22 protein-coding genes, 1 tRNA gene and 1 pseudogene are annotated in these 22,981 nt (G+C 50.7%); 12 read left to right on the top strand and 12 right to left on the bottom strand.

Annotation, left to right across the window (positions count from 1 at the left end; all coding sequences use genetic code 11):
* Positions 1 to 140: 140 nt before the first annotated feature.
* Positions 141 to 1,070 (top strand): polyphosphate kinase 2, encoded by a 930-nt coding sequence (ppk2, locus tag HMPREF2711_RS04325; RefSeq protein WP_003748092.1) that lies wholly within the window; start codon positions 141 to 143, stop codon positions 1,068 to 1,070.
* Positions 1,071 to 1,183: 113 nt separating this feature from the next.
* A complete protein-coding gene (locus HMPREF2711_RS04330) occupies positions 1,184 to 1,432 on the top strand; it encodes a hypothetical protein (protein ID WP_003748091.1) in 249 nt (82 codons plus the stop codon).
* A gap of 63 nt (positions 1,433 to 1,495) precedes the next feature.
* Here the strand turns inward: HMPREF2711_RS04330 and HMPREF2711_RS04335 are convergent, their stop codons facing one another.
* The 5 genes from HMPREF2711_RS04335 to tpiA form a co-directional block, all read right to left on the bottom strand.
* A complete protein-coding gene (locus tag HMPREF2711_RS04335) occupies positions 1,496 to 1,930 on the bottom strand; it encodes a PNPOx family protein (RefSeq protein WP_070615650.1) in 435 nt (144 codons plus the stop codon).
* Between the two features lie 54 nt (positions 1,931 to 1,984).
* Positions 1,985 to 2,542, bottom strand: a complete 558-nt coding sequence (locus tag HMPREF2711_RS04340) for a UbiX family flavin prenyltransferase (RefSeq protein WP_049323108.1) — start codon at positions 2,540 to 2,542, stop codon at positions 1,985 to 1,987.
* Positions 2,543 to 2,632: 90 nt separating this feature from the next.
* Positions 2,633 to 2,718, bottom strand: a tRNA-Leu gene (locus HMPREF2711_RS04345).
* A 15-nt stretch (positions 2,719 to 2,733) separates the two neighbouring features.
* A complete protein-coding gene (secG, locus tag HMPREF2711_RS04350; RefSeq protein WP_036492092.1) occupies positions 2,734 to 3,093 on the bottom strand; it encodes a preprotein translocase subunit SecG in 360 nt (119 codons plus the stop codon).
* 7 nt (positions 3,094 to 3,100) lie between these two features.
* Entirely contained in the window at positions 3,101 to 3,874 is a 774-nt protein-coding gene (gene tpiA, locus HMPREF2711_RS04355; protein WP_003748082.1) for a triose-phosphate isomerase, read from the bottom strand.
* A gap of 182 nt (positions 3,875 to 4,056) precedes the next feature.
* Between tpiA and HMPREF2711_RS04360 the strand changes: the two genes are divergently transcribed.
* Positions 4,057 to 4,713 (top strand): protein-L-isoaspartate O-methyltransferase family protein, encoded by a 657-nt coding sequence (locus HMPREF2711_RS04360; RefSeq protein WP_036492097.1) that lies wholly within the window; start codon positions 4,057 to 4,059, stop codon positions 4,711 to 4,713.
* Between the two features lie 52 nt (positions 4,714 to 4,765).
* Entirely contained in the window at positions 4,766 to 5,095 is a 330-nt protein-coding gene (locus HMPREF2711_RS04365) for a rhodanese-like domain-containing protein (RefSeq protein ID WP_070615654.1), read from the top strand.
* A gap of 55 nt (positions 5,096 to 5,150) precedes the next feature.
* Here the strand turns inward: HMPREF2711_RS04365 and HMPREF2711_RS04370 are convergent, their stop codons facing one another.
* The 5 genes from HMPREF2711_RS04370 to ppk1 all read right to left on the bottom strand — a co-directional run bounded on the left by HMPREF2711_RS04370 (position 5,151) and on the right by ppk1 (position 12,243).
* Entirely contained in the window at positions 5,151 to 5,840 is a 690-nt protein-coding gene (locus HMPREF2711_RS04370; RefSeq protein WP_070615656.1) for a hypothetical protein, read from the bottom strand.
* A gap of 183 nt (positions 5,841 to 6,023) precedes the next feature.
* The gene (gene fabF, locus HMPREF2711_RS04375; RefSeq protein ID WP_070615772.1) at positions 6,024 to 7,271 is read right to left on the bottom strand and encodes a beta-ketoacyl-ACP synthase II; all 1,248 of its coding nucleotides are present in this window, start codon (positions 7,269 to 7,271) and stop codon (positions 6,024 to 6,026) included.
* A gap of 162 nt (positions 7,272 to 7,433) precedes the next feature.
* Positions 7,434 to 7,670 (bottom strand): acyl carrier protein, encoded by a 237-nt coding sequence (gene acpP / locus HMPREF2711_RS04380; protein ID WP_003679644.1) that lies wholly within the window; start codon positions 7,668 to 7,670, stop codon positions 7,434 to 7,436.
* A 398-nt stretch (positions 7,671 to 8,068) separates the two neighbouring features.
* A complete protein-coding gene (locus tag HMPREF2711_RS04385; protein ID WP_070615659.1) occupies positions 8,069 to 10,084 on the bottom strand; it encodes a prolyl oligopeptidase family serine peptidase in 2,016 nt (671 codons plus the stop codon).
* A 101-nt stretch (positions 10,085 to 10,185) separates the two neighbouring features.
* Positions 10,186 to 12,243 carry a polyphosphate kinase 1 gene (gene ppk1, locus HMPREF2711_RS04390; protein WP_070615665.1) on the bottom strand — a complete coding sequence of 686 codons (2,058 nt, stop codon included), beginning with the start codon at positions 12,241 to 12,243 and terminating at the stop codon, positions 10,186 to 10,188.
* Between the two features lie 208 nt (positions 12,244 to 12,451).
* On the opposite strand from ppk1, the gene fabI reads away from it, so the two are divergent.
* Positions 12,452 to 13,240: an enoyl-ACP reductase FabI gene (fabI, locus tag HMPREF2711_RS04395; protein WP_003748060.1), complete on the top strand. Its 789-nt coding sequence runs from the start codon at positions 12,452 to 12,454 to the stop codon at positions 13,238 to 13,240.
* Positions 13,241 to 13,688: 448 nt separating this feature from the next.
* The gene (gene mscL / locus HMPREF2711_RS04400; protein ID WP_063076767.1) at positions 13,689 to 14,132 is read left to right on the top strand and encodes a large conductance mechanosensitive channel protein MscL; all 444 of its coding nucleotides are present in this window, start codon (positions 13,689 to 13,691) and stop codon (positions 14,130 to 14,132) included.
* A gap of 119 nt (positions 14,133 to 14,251) precedes the next feature.
* Here mscL and HMPREF2711_RS04405 read toward each other — a convergent pair whose 3' ends face one another.
* Positions 14,252 to 14,971, bottom strand: a complete 720-nt coding sequence (locus HMPREF2711_RS04405; RefSeq protein ID WP_196794544.1) for a hypothetical protein — start codon at positions 14,969 to 14,971, stop codon at positions 14,252 to 14,254.
* Positions 14,972 to 15,204: 233 nt separating this feature from the next.
* Complete coding sequence (locus HMPREF2711_RS04410) at positions 15,205 to 18,096, bottom strand: Rne/Rng family ribonuclease (protein ID WP_003748051.1); 2,892 nt, start codon at positions 18,094 to 18,096, stop codon at positions 15,205 to 15,207.
* Positions 18,097 to 18,611: 515 nt separating this feature from the next.
* Between HMPREF2711_RS04410 and HMPREF2711_RS04415 the strand changes: the two are divergent.
* The 6 genes and pseudogenes from HMPREF2711_RS04415 (at position 18,612) to HMPREF2711_RS04440 (ending at position 22,937) form a co-directional block, all read left to right on the top strand.
* Positions 18,612 to 19,597: pseudogene (locus HMPREF2711_RS04415) on the top strand (RluA family pseudouridine synthase).
* Between the two features lie 10 nt (positions 19,598 to 19,607).
* A complete protein-coding gene (locus tag HMPREF2711_RS04420) occupies positions 19,608 to 20,258 on the top strand; it encodes an HAD-IA family hydrolase (RefSeq protein ID WP_003748047.1) in 651 nt (216 codons plus the stop codon).
* 55 nt (positions 20,259 to 20,313) lie between these two features.
* The gene (locus HMPREF2711_RS04425; RefSeq protein ID WP_003748045.1) at positions 20,314 to 20,832 is read left to right on the top strand and encodes a DUF4189 domain-containing protein; all 519 of its coding nucleotides are present in this window, start codon (positions 20,314 to 20,316) and stop codon (positions 20,830 to 20,832) included.
* A gap of 60 nt (positions 20,833 to 20,892) precedes the next feature.
* Positions 20,893 to 21,531, top strand: coding sequence for an MBL fold metallo-hydrolase (locus HMPREF2711_RS04430; protein ID WP_003748043.1), 639 nt, complete (start codon positions 20,893 to 20,895; stop codon positions 21,529 to 21,531).
* Positions 21,532 to 21,990: 459 nt separating this feature from the next.
* Positions 21,991 to 22,500, top strand: a complete 510-nt coding sequence (locus HMPREF2711_RS04435) for an outer membrane protein assembly factor BamE (protein ID WP_003748042.1) — start codon at positions 21,991 to 21,993, stop codon at positions 22,498 to 22,500.
* 8 nt (positions 22,501 to 22,508) lie between these two features.
* Positions 22,509 to 22,937 carry a hypothetical protein gene (locus tag HMPREF2711_RS04440; RefSeq protein WP_003748039.1) on the top strand — a complete coding sequence of 143 codons (429 nt, stop codon included), beginning with the start codon at positions 22,509 to 22,511 and terminating at the stop codon, positions 22,935 to 22,937.
* The last annotated feature ends 44 nt before the right edge of the window (positions 22,938 to 22,981 follow it).

Genomic DNA, 22,981 nt, shown 5'->3' on the forward strand with positions numbered 1-22,981 from the left:
ACGCTGCTTTTACATAAGTTAGCAGACAAATTCAAAAAAAGCACTCAAATGTAATTTTATGTAGTCGAACGAGGCATAAAAGGGTAGAATCAAACCATACCACACTATATCATTTAAAACTTAATCGATAAGGAGACTTTATGGCAGACCACCAACTAGAACCGTTCGAGAATGTTGAACTGGGCGAGAAACAAGACCAGCTGCAAGTATTCGAAAAGGCTGTTTTGGAACACGAAGGACGCGGTTCAGACGAAGATTCCAGCAGCGCACCGCTTCCTGCCAACTACCCGTACAAACAACGTATGCGCCGTTCTGTTTACGAAAAAGAAAAACAGAAACTGCAAATCGAATTATTGAAAGTACAAAGCTGGGTCAAAGATTCCGGCCAACGCATCGTCAGCCTATTTGAAGGCCGCGATGCAGCCGGTAAAGGCGGTACCATCAAACGTTTTATGGAACATTTGAACCCGCGCGGCGCACGCGTTGTCGCACTGGAAAAACCGACCACGACCGAACGCGGCCAATGGTATTTCCAACGCTACATCCAAAACCTGCCGACCGCAGGCGAAATGGTATTCTTCGACCGTTCATGGTACAACCGTGCCGGCGTAGAACGCGTCATGGGCTTCTGCGAACCTAACGAATACCTACTCTTCATGCGTCAAACCCCTGAATTGGAACGTATGCTTGTTGCCAGCGGCATCCACCTGTTCAAATTCTGGTTCTCAGTATCCCGTGAAGAACAACTCCGCCGCTTCATCTCCCGTCGTGACGACCCCCTGAAACACTGGAAACTGTCCCCTGTGGACATCCAGTCGCTCGACCGCTGGGACGACTACACCGAAGCCAAAAACGCCATGTTCTTCCACACCCACACCGGCGACGCGCCTTGGGTCATCATCCGCTCCGACGACAAAAAACGCGCACGTTTGAACTGTATCCGCTACTTCCTGCACCAGCTGGACTATCCGGGCAAAGACGTGAAAGCCATCGGCAAAGTGGACGATAAAATTGTTTTGATTCCCGACACACGTTACAAAGAAAAAACCGTAGACATCGGACACGATTAAAATCTAAGTTCGAGTAGTTATTGACTCAATTAAGTGGATTTTTGTTCTGATATTTTCGGAATAAAAATCCACTTACTTTATGGAAAACCGTCATCAGACTATTTGGCTACGCAATGACATCTAACGACAAAACAAATATCTATACCAAATTCTTCAACACCGAAACATTAGATGCTGTCCCCGTATGGCAGTTTGACGAATACATTGACGGCATCAACACTCGCCGAATCTATTTACATGCAGATGGGCATACCGAAAACATCTCCGAACGCGACAACTTATTACATGGGGAATTAACCGATTTAGATTTATCATACAGCGAGTACATCAGCCCATCAGAATTTGAAAAACTTTGGCAATAATATTAAATACGAAATCATACAGCTAAAGGCCGTCTAAAATTTCATCTTTCAGACGGCCTTTTCTTAATCCTCACGATTCCAATACGTTTTTTGTGCGAATACCAATTTATTGTCAGTAAATTTCACATTATCCAAATTCAACGCCCAAACATCACTTTTCATCACTCGAGCAGCAGGATGCGCTTTGTAAAATAAAGACTGCGCCGCTTTCAAATCCGCTTCATCTTCAATCAAAGCGGCAGTCGCCGCAAACTGAACACCGCTGATTTTCGTGATACTGTCGGGCTGACCGGCGATGGTGCCGGCTACTTTGGCAGAACGGCTCATCAGTCCGCCATGCTTTGTTTTCAAAGAAGTCAGCACAATCAGGCGGGCATTGGCCTCATCAAACACATAAAAACAACAAGCCGCCCAAACTTCGCCGTCTGCCGCAGCGGCAATACTGACGACATGATGATTGCTCAAAAATTTAACAATATTGGTAGGAATCGCTTGCATAATTTTTATCCTCTTTCTCAGTGTATTAAATTTATTTTCAGGCCGTCTGAAACATCAGCCCTGCCAGCGCGGCGCATCGGTTTGAACAATACCGAACAAGTCCAAAGCATGAGACACGCTGTGCGTAATCATATCATCAATGGATTCGGGCTTCTGATACAGAGCCGGAACGGGAGGAAACACAATGCCGCCCATCTCTGTTACACGGCGCATATTGTCGATGTGTGCCAAGTTTAACGGCGCTTCACGCACCATCAACACCAGCCTGCGCCGCTCTTTCAACGTTACATCCGCCGCACGGCTGAGCAAATTATCGGCAAACCCGTGAGCAACCGAAGCCAAAGTTTTCATTGAACACGGCGCAATCAACATTCCGTCCGTCAAAAACGAACCGCTGGCAATACTTGCGCCGACATTACGGACAGAATGCACGACATCCGCCAAAGCATAAACGTCTTCTTTGGTGTAATCCGTTTCCAAAGCACGGGTCATCTCCGCCCCTTGCGAAACCACCAAATGCGTTTCTACCTGATGCTCACGCAAAAGCTGCAAAGCCTTCACGCCATACTGAAAACCGCTGGCACCGCTGATGCCGACAACCAAACGCTTCATTGTATTTCCCTGTCTCGGCCTAAAAATAAAGGAAAGGCAGATTCTCAAGACGAAAAAATAACCGCTAAAAAGCGGTTAGATTTTCTAATGTGGTGCCGACAGCGAGATTTGAACTCGCACAGCCTACGGCCACTACCCCCTCAAGATAGCGTGTCTACCAATTCCACCATGTCGGCATAAATCAAATTGTCTTACTGCTGCTGAGGATTCGGAGCAACAGGAGTTGTATTGTTTTGTGCAGGCGTTGCAGGCTTAGGAGCCTGTTGGGTCTGCTTCACATCGCTGAAGTCTAAACCGTGCTTATTGGAGTGGGTGTGAATATACACCATTGCCATGCAGGTCGCAAAGAAAAATGTTGCAGCAACGGCAGTCGAGCGGCTGAGGAAGTTGGCATTACCGGCAGAACCGAATACGCCTTGCGCGCTACCGCTGCCGGAACCGAATGTTGCGCCGGCATCCGCACCTTTACCGTGTTGCAGCAATACTAACACGATTACGAATAGAGCGGAAATAATATTAATAATCCAGATAAGGGTTTTAAAGGCTTCCATATGTTTTCTACGAGGCTTGTGCTGCGTTGATGATGGCGGTAAAGGAGTCATAGGATAATGACGCGCCACCAACCAATGCGCCGTCTACATGAGGTACTGCGAAGATGTCGGCTGCGTTATCCGCTTTCACACTTCCGCCGTAAAGAACGCGGATTTTAACATCGCTTCCGCACAAAGACAAGATTTCTTTGTAGATAAATGCATGCATGTCGGCGATTTGTTCGACGGTGGCGACTTTGCCTGTACCGATCGCCCAAACCGGCTCGTAGGCAACGGCGATGTTTTGGGTGTTCAAACCTTGCAGGATGGAAAGCTGGTGGGCAATGACTTCGTGTTCTTTACCGGCTTCGCGCTCTTCCAGGCTTTCACCGACGCACAACAATGGAATCAGGCCGACATTGAGGACGTTTTCCATTTTGCGGCGTTGGATTTCGTTTTTCTCGCCGAAATAAAGGCTGCGCTCGGAGTGGCCGATGAGGACGATGTCTGTACCGATGTCGGCAAGCATTTCGGCGGACACTTCGCCGGTGTACGCGCCGTTATTCGGGAAACGGCTCACGTCTTGCGCACAGGTCAAGATGCGGTTGTTCAAAACGATTTGCATGGCGTTGTGCAGTTGCAACAGATACACGGTCGGGGCAGCGAGGCCGATTAATACGCGTTCGGCGGTTGGCATGACGCGGAAGCGGTGCATAAGTGCATTGTTGTTTTGGAGTCGGCCGTTCATTTTCCAGTTGCCGATAACCCATTTTTGATCCCACATTCCGATTTGGTGATACATCTTTATTGCTCCGTGTGTTGGTTGTTGCTTGTTGTAGCGTGGTGTAATGTGAAAGTTTAGTGGATATATGTGCGCTTGGCAATTATTAACAAGCCTCGAGGCCGTCTGAAAGATGGCACACTCTCCGACAAGGATTTATAATGTATGTTTCGATAAAATTAAGAATTGAACGGAGCACAAATATGGACTTTGAAAAAGCGCGTTTCAATATGGTTGAACAGCAGATTCGTCCGTGGGATGTCTTGGATTTCGACATTTTGGATGCTTTGGAGGAGATCGGGCGCGAACATTTCGTCGGCGAGGCTTTTCAAGGCTTGGCCTATGCGGATATGGAGCTGCCGCTGGCCAACGGCCATAAGATGTTGGAACCCAAAGTTGTTGCCCGCCTGGCTCAAGGTTTGAAACTGAAAAAAGACGAAACCGTCTTAGAAATCGGTACAGGCTCAGGCTATGCAACCGCCCTGCTGTCCAAACTGGCCGGCAAAGTCGTCACCGACGACATCGATGCCGAGCAGCAGCAACGCGCCAAAAAAGTTTTGGACGAATTGGGCTTTGCCAACGTCGATTATGTGCAAAACAACGGCCTGACCGAAGCATCGCAAGGCGCGCCTTTTGATGCGATTTATGTGGGCGGCGCAGTAGACAGCGTGCCTGAAATCTTAAAAGAGCAATTGAAAGACGGCGGCCGCATGGTCATCATTGTCGGCCGCAAACCGGTACAACACGCGCTTTTGCTGACACGCAACGGCAATGAGTTTTCCGAAAAGGTATTGTTCGACACCGTCGTGGCCCACTTGGAAGACAAATCAGCCAATCCGTTCGGCGATTTCGATTTTTAAACAACAGGCCGTCTGAAAATTCAGACGGCCTCATGCTTTTATCCCTACCTTTATGACCGACATCATCCAACTCCCGCCCACCGAATTGAAGCAATGGCAGGACGAAGGCCGCGCATTTCATCTGCTCGACGTCCGCACCGATGAAGAACGCGCCATCTGCACCCTGCCTGCTGCCATTCATATTCCGATGGACCTCATCCCCCTACGCCAAAACGAGCTGCCCAACGATGATTTACCCATTGTTGTCTATTGCCACCACGGCATCCGCAGCCTGCACACGGCAATGTATTTGGAAGACGCCGGATTTGAAAATCTCTACAACCTGCAAGGCGGTATTGATGCTTGGGCGGAGCAAATCGATGCCAAGATGATGCGGTATTAAATTGCTTTTATGAATAAAAGGCCGTCTGAAACTGGATTTCAGACGGCCTTTGCGATTATTTCACAAACCGTGCATCTGCCATAAACGGCCGTGTAGCGGCCGGTTTGGCCGAATAGAAGCGGGAGAAAGTGCTGTCGATTTTGGTGTGTATCGGTTTACCGTCCAATGTTGCCGACGCTTCCAATTTCACGCCACCGCCACTGGTTTCGCCCAATTTCATATTTGGGAACGTCAGTTTGGCAATATTGAGTTTCACATTTTCCACTTTGGTATCGGGAGACATCAGCTGCTTGCCGACCGGACGGATTTTTTCACCCTCATCATGAGGCGCGGCACCACCGTTATCGTCAACCACGCCGATATTAATCAATCGGGCAGCTGCCAAGTCCATCTTGCCGTTTTTAACCGGAATACCGACAAACAGTTTTACGCCGCGATGAATGAACGTATTGTCCCGCCACTGAGTTTGGCCCTCTCTCGGCGGTTTGGTTTCCGCCGCCACCGAATAAGTACGGCCCATAATCATCAATTTATAACCCGGAATTTTTTTCGACCCCAACCCATCGGCAATATCTTCAACCAACTGCGGCGCAGTCAAATTTTCATTTGCCAAGATACGGGCCGATGTTTCTGCCAGATAAGCAGGTTTGCCGTCTATGGCCAATGCTTGTTCATGGCCGAAATCAGCCGCAAATGCAGGTATGGCGGCCAAAGCGGCCAATGTCAAAATACCGATGCGTTTCATCACTTACTCCTGATGTAGAATATGGTTAGACTATTCATCCGAAAAACTCGGACAAATTTTAGACGAAACCATATTATTCTATAAATGATATAGATTATCAACAATATTTATAATACGGACAATATAAAGGCCGTCTGAAAACCAAGTTTCAGACGGCCTTTCCAATCTGGCTTAAAACCTATATCAGTCTTTGAAGCGTTTGAATACCAATGTGCCGTTGGTACCGCCAAAACCGAAGGAATTGGAGATGGCAACGTCGATTTTCGCATCACGCGCTTCATTGGCGCAGTAATCCAAATCGCAACCGGCTTCAACATCTTGTTCAAAAATGTTGATAGTCGGTGGAGATTTTTGCTCGTGTACCGCCAACACGCTGTACAACGCCTCCACACCGCCTGCCGCGCCGAGCAAGTGGCCGGTCATGGATTTGGTGGAGTTAACGATAACTTTGCGGGCGTGGTCGCCCAAAGCGCGTTTGAGGGCTTTGGTTTCGTTGGCATCGCCCAGCGGAGTGGACGTACCGTGTGCGTTGACGTAATCGACGTCTTCGGGATTCAGGCAGGCATCTTTCAGCGCGCGGGTAACCGCCAATGCAGGGCCTTCTTCGTTCGGCGCGGTAATATGATAGGCATCGGAACTCATACCGAAGCCGACGATTTCGGCGTAGATTTTCGCACCACGTTTTTTCGCGTGTTCCAATTCTTCCAACACCAGCACGCCAGCGCCTTCGCCGATAACGAAACCGTCACGGCCTTTGTCCCACGGACGGGATGCGGTAGCAGGGTCGTCGTTGCGGGTGGAAAGGGCTTTCATAGCAGCAAAACCGCCAACACCCAAAGTGCTGATCGCGCCTTCTGCACCGCCTGCAATCATCACATCCGCATCGCCGTATTTAATCAGTCGTGCAGAGTCACCGATGGAGTGTGCGCCGGTGGTACAGGCGGAAACCATGCCGTAGCTCGGGCCGCGGTAGCCTTTAAGGATGGTCACGTGGCCGGAAATCAGGTTGATCAACGAGCCCGGAATAAAGAAAGGATTGATTTTGCGCGCGCCGCCTTCGAGTACGGCTTTGCCGGTGGCTTCAATGCTCGGCAGGCCGCCGATACCGGAGCCAATGTTGACACCGACACGGTCTTTGTCGAGGGTTTCCAAATCGTCCAAGCCTGAATCATTGATGGCTTGCAGGGCGGCGGCGATACCGTAATGGATGAACACGTCCATGCGGCGCGCTTCTTTCGCGCTGATGTATTGGCCGATATCGAAATCACGCACTTCGCCGGCGATTTGGCTGTTGATGTCGGATGCGTCAAAGCGGGTAATCCGTCCGATGCCGCTTTTGCCTGCGAGCAGATTGCTCCATGCGGTGGCGACGTCGTTGCCGACCGGTGATACTTGGCCAAGACCTGTGATGACTACTCTTCTCTGACTCATGATAATCTCGCTGTTGGTTGTCGGGATTTTCGCGGCAGCCTTGCTCTTTTTCTTCGTGAAAACGGGCAAAACTCATGCCGTCTGAAATTTCAGGGGTTTGATAATAAGGTAAAAGCCTCTATTGCGATGGCGCAGCAGAGGCTGGGTGTTTGAGGCGACCGATTAGCCTTGGTGGGCGTTGATGTAGTCGATAGCCAATTGTACGGTAGTGATTTTTTCAGCGTCTTCGTCAGGGATTTCGCAGCCGAAAGCTTCTTCCAAAGCCATCACCAGTTCTACGGTGTCCAGAGAGTCAGCACCCAAATCGTCTTGGAAAGAAGATTCGTTTTTCACTTCGGCTTCGTTTACGCCCAGTTGTTCAGCAACAATTTTTTTAACTTGTTGTTCGATGTTTGACATAATTAGTCGTTCCTTTTCGCCTTGCGGCAGGTTGTTTAAGAGAAATAATTCGTCGGTATTGTACCGAATTCGGATAGAGTTTTCCATCTAATCCTGCATTTTAGCACAGATTATTCAGTAAAAACCTGTTGTTGCGCATATTAGCATAGGCTGATTTTAACCTACAAGCAGGAAATTGTTTTTATTTGATATCATAGGGTTAAGTTTGATTATCGTGAATCACGGCCGTCTGAAAAACAGGTTTTCGCCGTTTTTTCTTTCCATTTTCGCGCGCCTGCCGGGAGTATAAGACGAATCAAAAATGCCTTAAATAAGGCCTCGAAACGCCATCAAACTCACTTTATTTCCCGCCCTTTCAGACGGCCTGACATAAGCAGACAAATCAAACAAGGTTCTTTCTACCCCAAAAACTCTTTCAAAAACAGCAATACGCAGGTAAGTTCGTCGGCGGATTCGCGTTGCGTACCGTTGCCGGTATGGCCGCCGCCGTCAGGCGAGTAGAGCCAAGATTGCGGCGAGGTTTCGCGCAGTTTGGCGTAGAACTTGAGCGCGTGGGCGGGATGGACGCGGTCGTCGCTGAGGCTGGTGGTAATGAGCGCTGGCGGATAATTGATGCCGTCTGAAAGATTGTGATACGGCGACAATTCGCCCAGCCAGCGTTTGCAGACTTCGTATTTTTGCGGATTGCCGTATTCGTCCGTCCAGCTTGAACCGGCGGAGAGCAGCGGATAACGGATCATGTCGGTCAGCGGCACTTCGCACACCAGCGCGCCAATGCTTTGAGGTTCGCGCACGAAGGCGGCGGCGGTAATCAGGCCGCCGTTGCTGCCTCCCTGCAAGCCGATGTGTTTGGGCGAACTGATACCGCGTTCGGACAAATCGCGCACGACGGCAAGCAAATCATCAACGCTTTTATGTTTGCTGATTCCCTGCGCCGCCTGATGCCAACGCGGGCCGAATTCGCCGCCGCCGCGGATGTTCGCCAACACAAAGGCATTGCCCTCTTCCAGCCAATATTTGCCGACGCTACCCAAATAATGCGGCAATTCGGGAATACCGAAACCGCCGTAGGCATAGACTAAGGTCGGCGTGTCGGGCGTGGCGTTTTTGCCGACGTGGAAATAAGGAATGCGCTCGCCGTCGGCTGAAGTCGTCCAAAACTGCTGCACGTTGATGCCGTCTGAATCGAACTGCTGCGGCTGACGGCGCATGACGGTCAGTTCCATCACGTTCAAATCCAATGCAAACAGCGTCAGCGGTGTGGTGAAATCGCTGGCGGCAAGGTAAACCACGTCGCCGCCCCACGGTTGGTCGGTCATTTCCAACGCGCCCGAAGGCAGGCGCGGCAGTTCGACTTCCTGCCATTTGCCGTCGGTAAAACGCCATGCTTTCAGACGGCCTTGTACGTTTTCCAGTAGGCTCGCCACCACAAAACGCTTGGTCGTTTCCACGCTTTCTAATGCCTGCGTTTCATCGGGCGCAAACAAAAGCTGCGCCGCGCCTAATTCGCCGCGGTTTAATTTTACTGCCACCAATGCGCCGCTCGGATAGCTTTGGTTCGCGCGGTTCCAGTCTTTGCGCAGCGTCAGCAAAAGATGTCCAGCCAGATAGCCGACTACGTCGCAATCGTTGGGCAGGTTTAACGGTTTCGCCTCGCCTTCGGCTGAGACCTGCAAATAGGTTTTGGTGTAAAAACCGTCCGACGCTTCAATCAAATCAATCGGCGAACCCTGCGGATCGAGGTAACGCCACGCGTTTACCATCATGCCGTCTTTGGCAATTTGATACACCGGCAGGCTTTCCTCGAAACTCTTGCCGCGCTCCACCAGCCACACTTCGCGCGGATAGCCCGATTCGGTCAACTGGCGTTCGTCCCAGGCCGGACATACCCACACGCTGTTTTCATCGCGCCACGACACATGGTTTTTGCCTGCCGGAAAGTGAAAACCGCCTTCTACCAACTCCCCCGCTTCCAAATCCACTTCCAGCGTGTACGCCGTATCGCCGCCCGATTTGCTCAGTGTTAACAACGCGCGGTTGGGCTTTTCCACCAAGTGCGACACGCCGCCCAGATATACATCGTCGCCGAGCAATTCGTCGAAATCCGCCACTGAAAACAGGATTTTCCACTCAGGATAGCCCGAACGGTAAGTCGCCGCCGTACACACGCGGTACACGCCCTTCGGATATTCCGCGTCCTGATGGAAATGGTACATCCGCGCGCGGTGTTCCTGACAAAACGGAATCTGCCGCGTGTCCTGCATCTGCGCCAAAATGCCGTCAGACAATTCGCGTGCTTTGTCGTTTTCTAAAAAACGCACGCGCGTTTCGGCATGTGCTTCAGCGGCGAAGTTTTGCGTTTCGGAAGATTCGAGGTTTTCAAAATGGAGATAGGAATCGGGGTAGGATTTCATAAAAAAAGGCCGTCTGAAAGATTGGGAAACGGAATTATAACGGCAAAATCAAAAAAGGCCGTCTGAAACCTGCGTTTCAGACGGCCTGAACATTCTTCAATTCAACGCCCGTATATTTTCCACAAACCTTCCTGCAAACCAAACGCAGGCTCGCCGTCTTGCGGCTGGGTGCGGACGTAGCTGCCGTCAGGCTGCATCAGCCAAGCCTGGGTATTGTCTTCTAAAGCCATTTCCAAACCTTCGCGGATCACGCGTTCTTTGAGTTCGGGCGTGGTAATCGGCGTGGCGACTTCAATGCGGCGAAAGAAGTTGCGACCCATCCAGTCGGCGCTGGAGATAAAGGTATCGTCTGCGCCGTTGTTATGGAAGCAATACACGCGCGAGTGTTCGAGTTGGCGGCCGATAATGGAGCGGACGCGGATGTTTTCGGACAAGCCTTTTACCCCCGGGCGCAAAGTACACATACCGCGCACAATCAGGTCGATTTGCACGCCTGCCGCGCTGGCCTGATACAGCGCATCAATTACGCTCGGCTCGATGAGGGAGTTCATCTTGGCGGTAATCCGTGCCGGTTTGCCTGCTTTGGCGTGTTCGGTTTCCTGCTTGATGCGGTCGATGACCATTTTGTGTAGGGTAAACGGGCTTTGATAGAGCTTGTTCAGACGGCCCGGCTTGCCCAAGCCTGTGATTTCCATAAACAAAGTGTTCACATCGGCAGTGATTTGTTCGTCGGCGGTGATGATGCCGAAGTCGGTGTAAATGCGCGATGTGCCTTGGTGGTAGTTGCCGGTACCGAGGTGTGCATAACGCTTGAGCACGCCGTCTTCGCGGCGGATAACCAAAGCCATTTTGGCATGGACTTTGTAGCCGAATACGCCGTACACGACGTGCGCGCCCGCCTCTTCGAGCTGTTTCGCCCAGTTGACGTTGTTGGCTTCGTCAAAACGTGCCATCAGTTCGACAACGACGGTAACCTGCTTGCCCGCCAGCGCGGCCTTCATCAATGCGCGTACAAGCTCGGAATTGCTGCCGGTACGGTAGATGGTCATTTTAACGGCCAACACATCCGGATCGGCCGCGGCTTCGCGTATCATTTGGACAACCGGATCAAAAGACTGATACGGGTGGTGCAGCAAAATCGGCGACTGTTTGACCAATTTGAATACGGAGCCGTTTTTGCGCAAGGCTTTCAGACGGCCTGCATTGCGCGGCGGAAACTTCAAATCCGGCCTGTCCACCAAATCGGGGACGGCATTGAGGCGCACCAAATTAACCGGCCCTTTGACCTGATACAGCTCGGCAGAAGTCAGCTTGAACTGGGCAAGCAGGAAGTCGTGAATATGCGCCGGACAAGTATCCGCTACTTCCAAGCGCACGCCGTCGCCGTATTCTCGGTCGTGCAATTCGTTTTGAATCGCAGCACGCAGGTTTTTTAAGTCTTCTTCATCGACCGTCAAATCGCTGTCGCGCGTGAGGCGGAACTGATGACAGTCTTTAACCTTCATGCCGGGAAAGAGTTTGCCGACATGGGCGTGCAAAATCGAAGACAAGAACACAAAGCCTGCATCGCCGCCGCAAATTTCAGACGGCATGGGGACGACGCGCGGCAAAATGCGCGGCGCCTGCACAATCGCCATTCCTGACGGACGGCCGAACGCATCCGTGCCTTCGAGTTCGACGGCGAAGTTGAGCGATTTGTTTAACGGGCGCGGGAACGGGTGTGACGGATCAAGGCCGATGGGTGTGAGAATGGGCAACAGCTCGTTGTCGAAATAGTTTTCGATCCATTTTTTCTGCGCGGCCGTCCATTTGTGGCGGCGATAGAAATGAATGCCGGCGCGGCTGAGTGCAGGCTGCAATACTTTGTTAAACAGGTCGTACTGCTCGCGAATCAAGGCCTGCGCCTCTTTTGCCACCGCTTCGATGGTTTCGGCTGCGGTTTTGTCGTTGTCGAGCAGTTGATGTGGACGCAGTTTGTTTTCGCGTTTCAACCACGCCATGCGCACTTCAAAAAATTCGTCCAAATTGGAAGACACGATGCACAGGAAACGCAAACGTTCCAACAAAGGAACTTTCGTATCCTGCGCCTGAGCCAGTACACGGCGGTTAAACGCCAACAGGCTGAGTTCTCGGCAAAGAATGCGGTTTTGCTCGGGCATGGTTTACTCCTGAAACATCAGTCATTAACACCATCAAGTATAACGTTTTGCCGCTATTCCGTCAGATTTCAGACGGCCTCGGCAGACAACCTTATCCCTATTTGAGGCAAGACAAAGAGTTATCCGTTTTTTTCTATGCCGAAACAGCGGTTTTTGCTATAATGCGCAGTTTAATGCAACCGCAATACCACTGCTAAAGGATAAGAAAATGGGCTTTTTGCAAGGCAAAAAAATTCTGATTACCGGCATGATCTCCGAGCGTTCCATCGCTTACGGCATCGCCAAAGCCTGCCGCGAACAAGGCGCGGAATTGGCATTTACTTATGTTGTCGACAAACTGGAAGAGCGCGTCCGTAAAATGGCTGCCGAACTCGGCTCCGAACTCGTGTTCCGCTGCGACGTTGCCAGCGATGACGAAATCAACCAAGTTTTCGTTGACTTGGGCAAACACTGGGACGGCTTGGACGGCCTCGTTCACTCCATCGGTTTCGCCCCTAAAGAAGCTTTGAGCGGCGACTTCCTCGACAGCATCAGCCGCGAAGCGTTCAACACCGCTCATGAAATCTCCGCATACAGCCTGCCAGCGCTGGCCAAAGCCGCACGTCCGATGATGCAGGGCCGCAACGCCGCAATCGTTGCACTGAGCTACTTGGGCGCCGTTCGTGCCATTCCTAACTACAACGTTATGGGCATGGCCAAAGCCAGCCTCGAAGCCGGCATCCGCTTCACTGCCGCCTGCCTGGGCAAAGAAGGCATCCGCTGCAACGGTATTTCCGCAGGCCCGATCAAAACCCTGGCCGCTTCCGGCATCGCCGATCTCAGCAAACTCTTAGGCCACGTCGCTTCCCACAACCCACTGGGCCGCAACGTTACCACCGAAGAAGTCGGCAACACCGCCGCCTTCCTCTTGTCCGACCTTGCTTCCGGCATCACCGGCGAGATTACCTACGTTGACGGCGGTTACAGCATCAACGCGCTGAACGACGAAGAAAACTAAACGGTTTACACACCAAACGCACTTTCATCATGAAAGTGCGTTTTTTATGACCGTTACATTATAGCTTGAATAACTGCATAACCCCAAAGGCCGTCTGAAAGTCAAATACGGATACGAAACATTACCTTTACAGGCTTTCAATGATTATGTTTTCAACATTATTATATTATCATTCTACCCCAATCTGAAATTCCGATAGAGCATTGATTCTAAAGATAACATTCATGTTATCTGATACTTAGCCGCTGATAAAAAGTGGTGCAAAAAAGTAACAAAAAAAATTCAGACGGCCTGTTTTTCATACAGAAGGCATAGAAGCAGGGCACTTTTAGCATGAAATACAAAATTTAACATTATTGAATTCTTCTTAACTAATAAAGCGTTAAGATGCCTGCCGATTAACTGAATCACATCTGATTTTGACTCAAACACATACAGGAGATTAATTATGTCAATCGCTTCAGAATTTAAAGAATTTATTATGCGTGGCAACGTTGTCGACCTCGCAGTCGGTATGGTTGTCGGTACAGCATTCAGCGGCATCGTCAAATCATTGGTTGACGATGTAATCATGCCTCCTATCGGTCTGTTGATCGGCGGCGTTGATTTCTCCAACCTGTTCATTACCCTGAAAGACGGCGCACAAGCCGCTCCTGCAGAAGGTTACGCCAACTTGGCAGCCGCCCAAGCAGCCGGTGCCGTTACCCTGAATATCGGTCTGTTCATCAACACCGTGATCAGCTTCCTGATCATCGCCGCTGCCATCTTCTGCGTGGTTAAAGCCATCAACTCCGTAAAAAAAGCCGAAGCTCCTGCTGAAGAAGCACCGGCAGAGCCTAGCGAAGAAGTTCTGTTGTTGCGCGAAATCCGTGACTCTCTGAACAAAAAATAATCACAATACCCAAACATACACACAAACTAAGGCCGTCTGAAACCATTTCAGACGGCCTTTTCTAACTCCATCGCTCTGACATAGTTGGCTGTTTAAGAAAAACTACAAGCAGCTATCCTTCATTTATTTATAGAAACCTTGCTTACGACCTCATTATTTTTACCCAATAGATAAAGGAAATTATCATTTACCTCTAATTTACCAAGATAAACGCCATAATCCATTTCATGAGCAGGACAGGTTTTAATCAAATGACGAATACTCTTGTCTTTATTTTCAATATTCAAAAACAAGTCAACTTTATCGATCTGATGTTCCACTTGAATGGAAAAAGTGGTGGATTGAATCTTTTTCTTTTTCCATACCCAACTATTTTCATAATGGTTTCTTTCTATTTCATTCACTACATCCCCAAGTAAGCAGAATGGAATAGAAAGCTTATGAAACACACGGTTTGCCCCTTCAACTAAAGCAGCCAAGAGCATCTTTTTCTTATCAACAGGATCTAAAGCTTCATAGGTACAAAAATCAAATGGAACCTGAACAGTATAGACACCAAGTAAGTTTATGATACAAGGATTGCAGACCTTATCCATGCATTCTATGATGATTTTCCAACAATCCTTAGTTGGAACAGGCTTGAAGAGTCGCTCCAACATAGATGTCATACACTTCGATTCATATACAAACGCTTTTCTATGGCATTTCCAATTTTGATTGTAGTCCTCTATCCTGGCCTCCTCGTATCTTAATGAAGCTGAGTCCATCAACTCCTCGATCCTTTGGCGATTTTCCACATAAGGTCTATCTAATTCAAAATATCTTAATTTCATATTCATACTTCCATGATCTTATTTTTTATACAGGACCAACCCTATGTAAAGGCTAAGTCTTTCAAGGTAGCAATGATTCTGAGCTCTAAATATCGAGAACTCCAACTTCTTGATGCTTCATACTTCTCACCCTCCTCAAAAGAAATTTCCTTTTCTTAACTATTCCCTATAGTCGTAGCACTTCTCCTGTAAAAAAGCCCGATGCGTTCAACATCGGGCTTTTAACTGGAAAACCAATCTTAGTCTTTGCGTGTTTCCACCAAAATCATTTCGACTGCTACGTCTTCCACTTCTACTTTAGGCACATCCGAACGGCGTGTTTTGGCAACCGATTCGGGTTGCGGCTGCGCGGCAAAAGCGGCAACGGCTTGCGGATCGGTTTCAACGAAAATCAAATCGCCCAAACCTTCCGGCAAAACAGCGGCAACAGGCGCTGCTTCAGCTACGGCCTCAGTTTGCGTCGCCACAGTTTCAGTTGCTGTTTCAACCGGTTCTGCGACTTCTGCAACGGCAGTTTCATTCGGAGACAATACCGCGGAAATAGCTTCTTTGACGTTGCTGACGGCAGATGCAAGCAGGGCTTGTTCGGCATCGGCGCTTTCAGTTTGCGCGACGGCAGGCTCGTCTTCGCTTTCAATGGCAAATACGAATGGCTCTGCGCTGGTAACTTCAGGCTCGGATACCACAATCACCAGCGGCTCGGCATGATCATCTTCCTGCGGCAAAGGTACATTTTCAGCTTCAACCGTTTCGTTCAAACCCAAAACATGCGCCACGGCAAAGAGGACTTTGTCGGCGGTGTCGGTAATGTTCAGGTATTGCTCGATTTTTGCCGAAGACGGAATATTGCGTTTTTTGCTGTTTGAACGGCGGTCGTTGCGGTTGTTGCGCTGACGGTTGTTGCGTTCGCGTCCTTGACGGCCGTTGTTTTTCACACCCTCTTCGCTGCGGGCATTGTCGTCCGCTTCCGCTTGCGCCTGTTCGCTATCGGCTTGAACGTTTGCGTCTTCAACATGGCTTTCCGCATATTGGTTACGGTTGCGCTCGTTACGGCCGTTGTTGCGGCGGCGTTTATTGCCGTTTTGTTCCGCTTGGTTTTCAGACGGCATCTCAGCCAGTGCGGCCACTTCTTGAACGTTTACGTCTTCAACCGCTTCCTCGACACGGTTGCGATCGTTGTTGCGCTCATCGCGGCGGTTGTTGCGGTTGCGGCTGCGGCGGCTTTCTTTACGCTCGTCGTTGCGGCTTTCGTTTGATTTGCTTTCTTCAAACTTACTGTCGGCGGCTTCGGCATTCACTTCGCGCACTTCAACTTTGCTGCCGTCGTGTTTGTTGTTGCGGCGCGGATTTTGACGGCGGCTGCTCGAACGGCGGTCGCCGTTTTGGCCGCGGTTGTTTGCCGTGCGTTTTTCGGCAGGCTCTTGAGCGACTGCGGCAGGCGCAGGCTCGCCGCCGAAAATACGTTTCAACCAGGCTTTGAAGCTGTCCCACCAAGAGGCTTTTTTCTCAGGGGCGACAGTCGGCGCAGGCTGGGTATGGCGCACGCCTTTGACGGCAGGCTCAGGACGGGCCGCTTTGGCTTTTTCGCTGCCGAAAGGTTTGGCGGATTCGTCTTCTTCCGGCTCGGCAACGCGTTTGTAGCTCGGTTCGCCGTCTTCTTCTACGTCATCGATGCGGATGCGGTTGATTTCGTAGTGCGGGTTTTCCAAGTGGATATTTGGAATCAGGACGACGTTCACATCCAAACGCTCTTCCATCGCAAACAGCTCGGCGCGTTTTTCGTTCAACAGGAAGGTGGCAACATCGACAGGCACCTGTGCGCGTACTTCGCCGGTGTTGTCTTTCATTGCTTCTTCTTGAATGATGCGCAAAACGTGCAGGGCGGTGGATTCGATGCCGCGGATGACGCCGGTACCGGCGCAGCGCGGACACGCAACATGGCTGCTTTCGCCCAAAGCCGGTTTCAAACGTTGGCGGCTCAATTCCAAAAGGCCGAAACGCGAAAGTTTGCCCATTTGCACGCGGGCACGGTCTTTTTTGAGCGCGTCGCGCAGGACGTTTTCAACATCGCGCTGGTGCTTGGGGTTTTCCATGTCGATGAAGTCGATGACGACCAAACCGCCCAAGTCGCGCAGGCGCATTTGACGGGCGACCTCTTCGGCGGCTTCCATATTGGTTTTGAACGCGGTGTCTTCGATGTCCGAGCCGCGTGTGGCGCGCGCGGAGTTGACGTCGATGGAAACCAGGGCTTCGGTGTGATCGATCACAATCGCGCCGCCTGACGGCAGGCTGACGCTGCGTGAGAATGCGCTTTCGATTTGGTGTTCGATTTGGAAGCGGGAGAACAACGGCGTGTGGTCTTGATAGAGTTTCAGACGGCCTACATTGCTCGGCATGACGTAGCTCATGAACTCGGCAACTTGGTCGTAAACTTCTTGATTGTCCACCAAAATCTCGCCGATGTCGGGACGGAAATAGTCGCGAATCGCACGAATCAGCAGCGAGCTTTCCATAAAGAGCAGGTAAGGGTCATGGTGTGCTTTGCCTGCTTCTTCAATGGCTTGCCAGAGCTGTTTGAGGTAGTTCAAGTCCCATTCCAACTCTTCCGCGCTGCGGCCGATGCCGGCGGTGCGGGCAATGATACTCATGCCGTTCGGAATGTCGAGTTCTGCCATGGCGGCTTTCAACTCTTGGCGCTCTTCGCCTTCGATACGGCGGGATACGCCGCCGCCGCGCGGATTGTTCGGCATCAATACCAGATAGCGGCCGGCCAGACTGATGAAGGTGGTCAGCGCCGCGCCTTTGTTGCCGCGCTCGTCTTTTTCGACTTGGACGATAACTTCCATGCCCTCTTTGAGCACGTCCTGAATACGCGCCCTGCCGCCTTCGTAGTCGCGGAAATACGAACGCGACACTTCCTTAAACGGCAAAAAGCCGTGGCGGTCGGTTCCGTAATCGACGAAACACGCTTCCAGCGACGGCTCGATGCGGGTAATGATACCTTTGTAGATATTGCCTTTACGCTGTTCTTTGCCCAGCGTTTCGATGTCCAAGTCCAAAAGGTTTTGGCCATCGACAATGGCAACGCGCAGCTCTTCGGCCTGCGTTGCGTTGAATAACATTCTTTTCATAGTCACCTCGTGAACAGCGGCCGTTTGATTTGTGAATATCTTTTTCAGACGGCCTGTCTGTCCGGTTGGCACTCTGCAAAGGCAAGATGGGGGAACCCCTGTGTAACCAGTTTTTGATTTGAAATCCGCAAGGTTGCATGCTTGAACTCAAGCCATGTGCGGACGGATTCGGATAAAGAAGGAAATAAAGAACAATGCGGCGGAAAGGTTGATGGTTCCGCTGCCGTCCGAATGCTGATGTTTCGGACAAAATGAAGGCAGCCTACATCTTCTTATTATCGTAGCGCCGGTAATTTCGGACGGTACTGCGCGGACTGCGTCTTACGCCCGGCCGGACGGCAGGTTCAATTCAAACTTAATTACGGGATTGCGTTTGCCGGCTTTGAACAAACACAAGGAAATGCTTTGCGGAGTGCGTTTTTAATATAAAATCTCGTTTTAACAATAAATCCGTTTCAGACGGCCTGCGACGGCAGGTTCGGGTCCCGAAACGGACGTTTGGGATTATAGAGAAAATGCACGCAATACGCAAAGATTCAGTCAGCCTGATTGCCGTTGCCGAACACGAGGAAGGCCAACGCCTTGATAACTATCTGATAAAAATCCTCAAAGGCGTACCGAAAAGCCATATCCACCGCATCACCGCGCCGGCGAAGTGCGGCTGAACAAAAAACGCTGCAAACCCGACAACCGCATTCAGGCAGGCGATACCGTCCGCATTCCGCCGATACGCACCGCCGAAAAACAAAGGCCGTCTGAAAGCCAGGCCGCGCCCGCGCGCGAATTTGACATCGTTTACGAAGACGATGCGCTTTTGGTCATCAACAAACCGTCCGGCGTTGCCGTCCACGGCGGCAGCGGCGTGAGCTTCGGCGTCATCGAACAAATCCGCCGCGCCCGTCCCGAAGCGCGTTATCTCGAACTCGTCCACCGCCTCGACAAAGACACCAGCGGCCTTTTAATGATCGCCAAAAAACGCAGCGCCTTGGTGAAACTGCACGAAGCCATCCGCAACGACCATCCGAAAAAAATCTATCTTGCGCTGGGTGTCGGCAGGCTGCCGAACGACCGCTTCCACGTCAAGCTCCCCCTGTTCAAATACACCGGCGCACAAGACGAAAAAATGGTGCGCGTCAGCGAAGACGGCCAATCCGCCCACACCATCTTCCGCGTGTTAAACCGTTTTTCAGACGGCCTTTTGCACCAAGTCGGCCTATCCGACCTGACCCTTGTCGAAGCCACCCTGAAAACCGGCCGCACCCACCAAATCCGCGTCCACCTGCAATCGCAAGACTGCCCCATTGCCGGCGACGAACGCTACGGCGACTATCAAGCCAACAAACGCCTGCAGAAACTCGGTTTGAAAAGAATGTTCCTGCACGCCTCCGAGCTGCACCTCGCCCATCCGCTGACCGGCGAAAAACTGATTCTGAAAGCGCCCCTGCCGCAAGAATTGGCGCAATTCGTTTTAATGTTGGAAAATCAGGAAAAGGCCGTCTGAAAGGAAACCCATGAAACCCAAACTCATCATTTTCGACTGGGACGGCACGCTTGCCGACACCACCAACCCCATCATCCACACCTTCCAACAAAGCTTTGCCGATTGCGGCCTGCCCGTTCCCGAAGCCGACCAAATCCGCCCGCTCATCGGATACAGCCTCTCCGGCATCATCCACCGCCTTGCCCACAACGTCAGCGAACACGTTCAGGAAACCCTGATTGAGATCTATGCCGCGCACTACCTCAATCCCAACAACCGCAACATGACCCTGTTCCCCGAAACCCTGCCCTGCCTACAACGCTTGAAGCAACAAGGCTATTGGCTTGCCGTAGCGACCGGCAAAGGCCGCAGCGGACTGGATAGGTCCATCGAGCAAACCGGCACCCAAGCCTTCTGGCTGGAAACCGCCTGCGCTAGCGAATATCCGTCCAAACCCGCGCCCGATATGGTACTCGCCCTCTGCGACCGACTGGGTGTTAAACCGGAAGAGGCCGTCGTCGTCGGCGACACCACCCACGACCTAGAAATGGCCGCCAATGCCAAAATCCGCGCCATCGCCGTTACCACCGGCGCGCACACCGCCCAACAACTTTCCGCCCTGCCCCATGTCGCCATGCTCAACAGCTTGGCCGAATTGCCCGATGTATTGGAAACCTTATGAATGACGGTGTGCGTCAACTGACACAGATTTAGATAACTAATAGATTGGATTTGAAATGAAAAAATTGTTTTTTGTGTTATTGGGGCTGGCAAGCCTTAATGTCTGCGTTGCTAATCCTACTTATGATGCAACCAGAGGCGCGTTGCAAAATGACCCTGGCTTATGCCAATACGGCTACAACTCCAATTGTGGCTCATCTGGCCAACGTCAACAAAGACAACCTACGAAAATTATCAACATCAATGTTCCTTCAAAACACGGGGCTTGGGCATTTAATCCTAAAACTGGCATTGCAGGTGGTGCACTTGATATGAATTCTCGTGAGGAAGCAGAAAGAGAAGCCATTAAAACCTGTGAACGAGGAGGAAGTAATGCGCCATGTAAAATAGAAGTTTGGGGACAAAATGGCTGCATTGCCGTTGCACAAGGTAAATTAGGCAAGAAATGGAAGCTTTTCTCAGTAGTAACAGAATTAGGTAAAGCTGAAGCTAAAGCGCTACAAAAATGTCGAGCATCAGGACTTCCTGAATGCAAAATCGTTGCTAACGAAGGTTGTTCACTACCTAAATTCTAAATAGATCCAAGGCCGTCTGAAACGTAAACAACATTAAATAAGCCTTTCCTAGGAACACCCATGGCACTCCAATTTGAAATCAACGCCGTTACCCCCTTCCGTCAAAACTGCACGCTGATTTGGGATGATGAAACCAAAGAAGCCGTTTTGACCGATGTCGGCGGCGACGTACCCTATTTATTGCAACAAGTCCAAAACAAAGGCCTCAGGCTGACCGCCATTTGGCTGACCCACGGCCATCTTGACCATGCAGGCGGCGTGGTTGAACTTTTGAAAACCTGCGACGTACCCGTTCTCGGCCCGCACAAAGACGACGAATTCCTGCTCCAAGCCCTTCCGCAAACGACGGCGCAATACGGTTTCCCCGTTTCTCCGTCATTCACGCCGACACGCTGGCTGGAAGAAGGGGAAACGCTCAAGGTCGGCAACCACAGTTTCCAAGTCCTCCACATTCCCGGCCACACCCCCGGCCAAGTCGTTTTTTACAACGCCGAAAACGGACTTTTAGTCGCAGGCGATGTCTTATTTTATGAGACCGTTGGTCGCACAGATTTTCCGCGCGGCAATCATGATGACCTCATAAACAATATCTGCGCTAAACTATTAACCCTGCCCGAAAACACGCAAGTTATCGCCGGACACGGCCGCATGACCAGCATCGGGCATGAGAAAAGGTACAATCCGTTTCTGGTTCGTTAATATGAATGTTGTATAAAGCCAACATTCTGGCATACACAGATTATGCGTATAAAGGAAAACTGGCATACAATTTGCAGGGATAACACCCGAAAGATTAAGTACCTAATCTCCGGCAAATGCCAAAATGAACTAAAGCACAAAGATAACAAGGTATTACGCAATACAACCTGATTTATCGAAAACCGGACATCTCCAAACCCCAAGCCTGACTCGCAGTGAAATTGTTACAAAGTGACAATAAATGTCAGTCGGGCCGTCTGAACGGTTCTGCCGATTCAGGCGGATACAACGGAGATAAGGCGCAATGCCCTGCCGGAATGTGCCGATGTTCTGTTTGTCAAACCGTCGGGTACATCTTTAAGAAGCACAACATTATTTGGGTAAACCGGCAAACTCGCTGCCGGCACTAACAGGCCGTCTGAAAAGTTCGGCTGGTAAAATCAATAAAAGGATTATCAAATGAAAAAAATCGCAAAAGTGGGCTTTGCCCTGCTGGCTACCGGCCTGCTGGCCGCCTGTGCTACTAAGAGCAAAATCACTCCTGAAGGCACTACCGACGAGCCTCGCTTCCCTAAACCTTACTCCCTGACCTTCAACAATGATCGCGGTACATTCCCGACTTTTGACGAGTTGGATCAAATGCGTCCTGGCCTGACCAAAGACGACATCTACAAAATCCTCGGCCGTCCTCACTACGACGAAGGCATGGTTGGCGTGCGTGAATGGGACTACCTGTTCCACTTCTACACCCCGGGCGTAGGCGTTGACCCTGAAAACACTTCCGGCGTTGAAGGCATCACTACTTGCCAATACAAAGTGATCTTCGATAAAGACAAATTTGCACGCAGCTTCTTCTGGAATCCAGTATTCCCTAAAGATGCCGTATGTCCTCCTCCAGCACCTAAACAAGAGCCTCAAGTGATCATCCGCGAGATCGTTAAAGAAGCTCCTAAACGCATCCGTCAATAAGGACAAATTTGAAACGGATCCTATTGGGTATAGCCTTGGCAGTAGGCCTGAACTCTTTGGCCGCTGCCGATGCTGTCAGCGACTATATCCAACGCAAAAAAGTTGTGGTCAATACAGCCAAGGCGGAGCTTTGCTTTGCCGATGACGGTCAGTGCCATCCGGTATTGATCGGTAAGACCACGCCGAAAGGCAAATTCAATATGACGCCGATGATGACCAGCAAACCGGGTTACGGTGGCGAGGTTATCGGCTTCAAAGAAGAAAATGACTTTCTGTTTGCGTTACACCGGGTATGGACGCTCAAGCCGCAGGAAAGGCGCATGGAACGCATCGCTTCTCCCAATGTGGCCGACCGCATCATAACCAATGGTTGTATCAACGTACAAAATAATGTGTACGAAAAACTGCGTCAGTATTTCATTTTGGAAATCATCTGATGTAAGTCAGTCAAACAAAGGCCGTCTGAAACTTTTCAGACGGC

Origin of the sequence: Neisseria sp. HMSC070A01, assembly GCF_001810165.1 — a bacterium.
GTDB lineage: Bacteria > Pseudomonadota > Gammaproteobacteria > Burkholderiales > Neisseriaceae > Neisseria.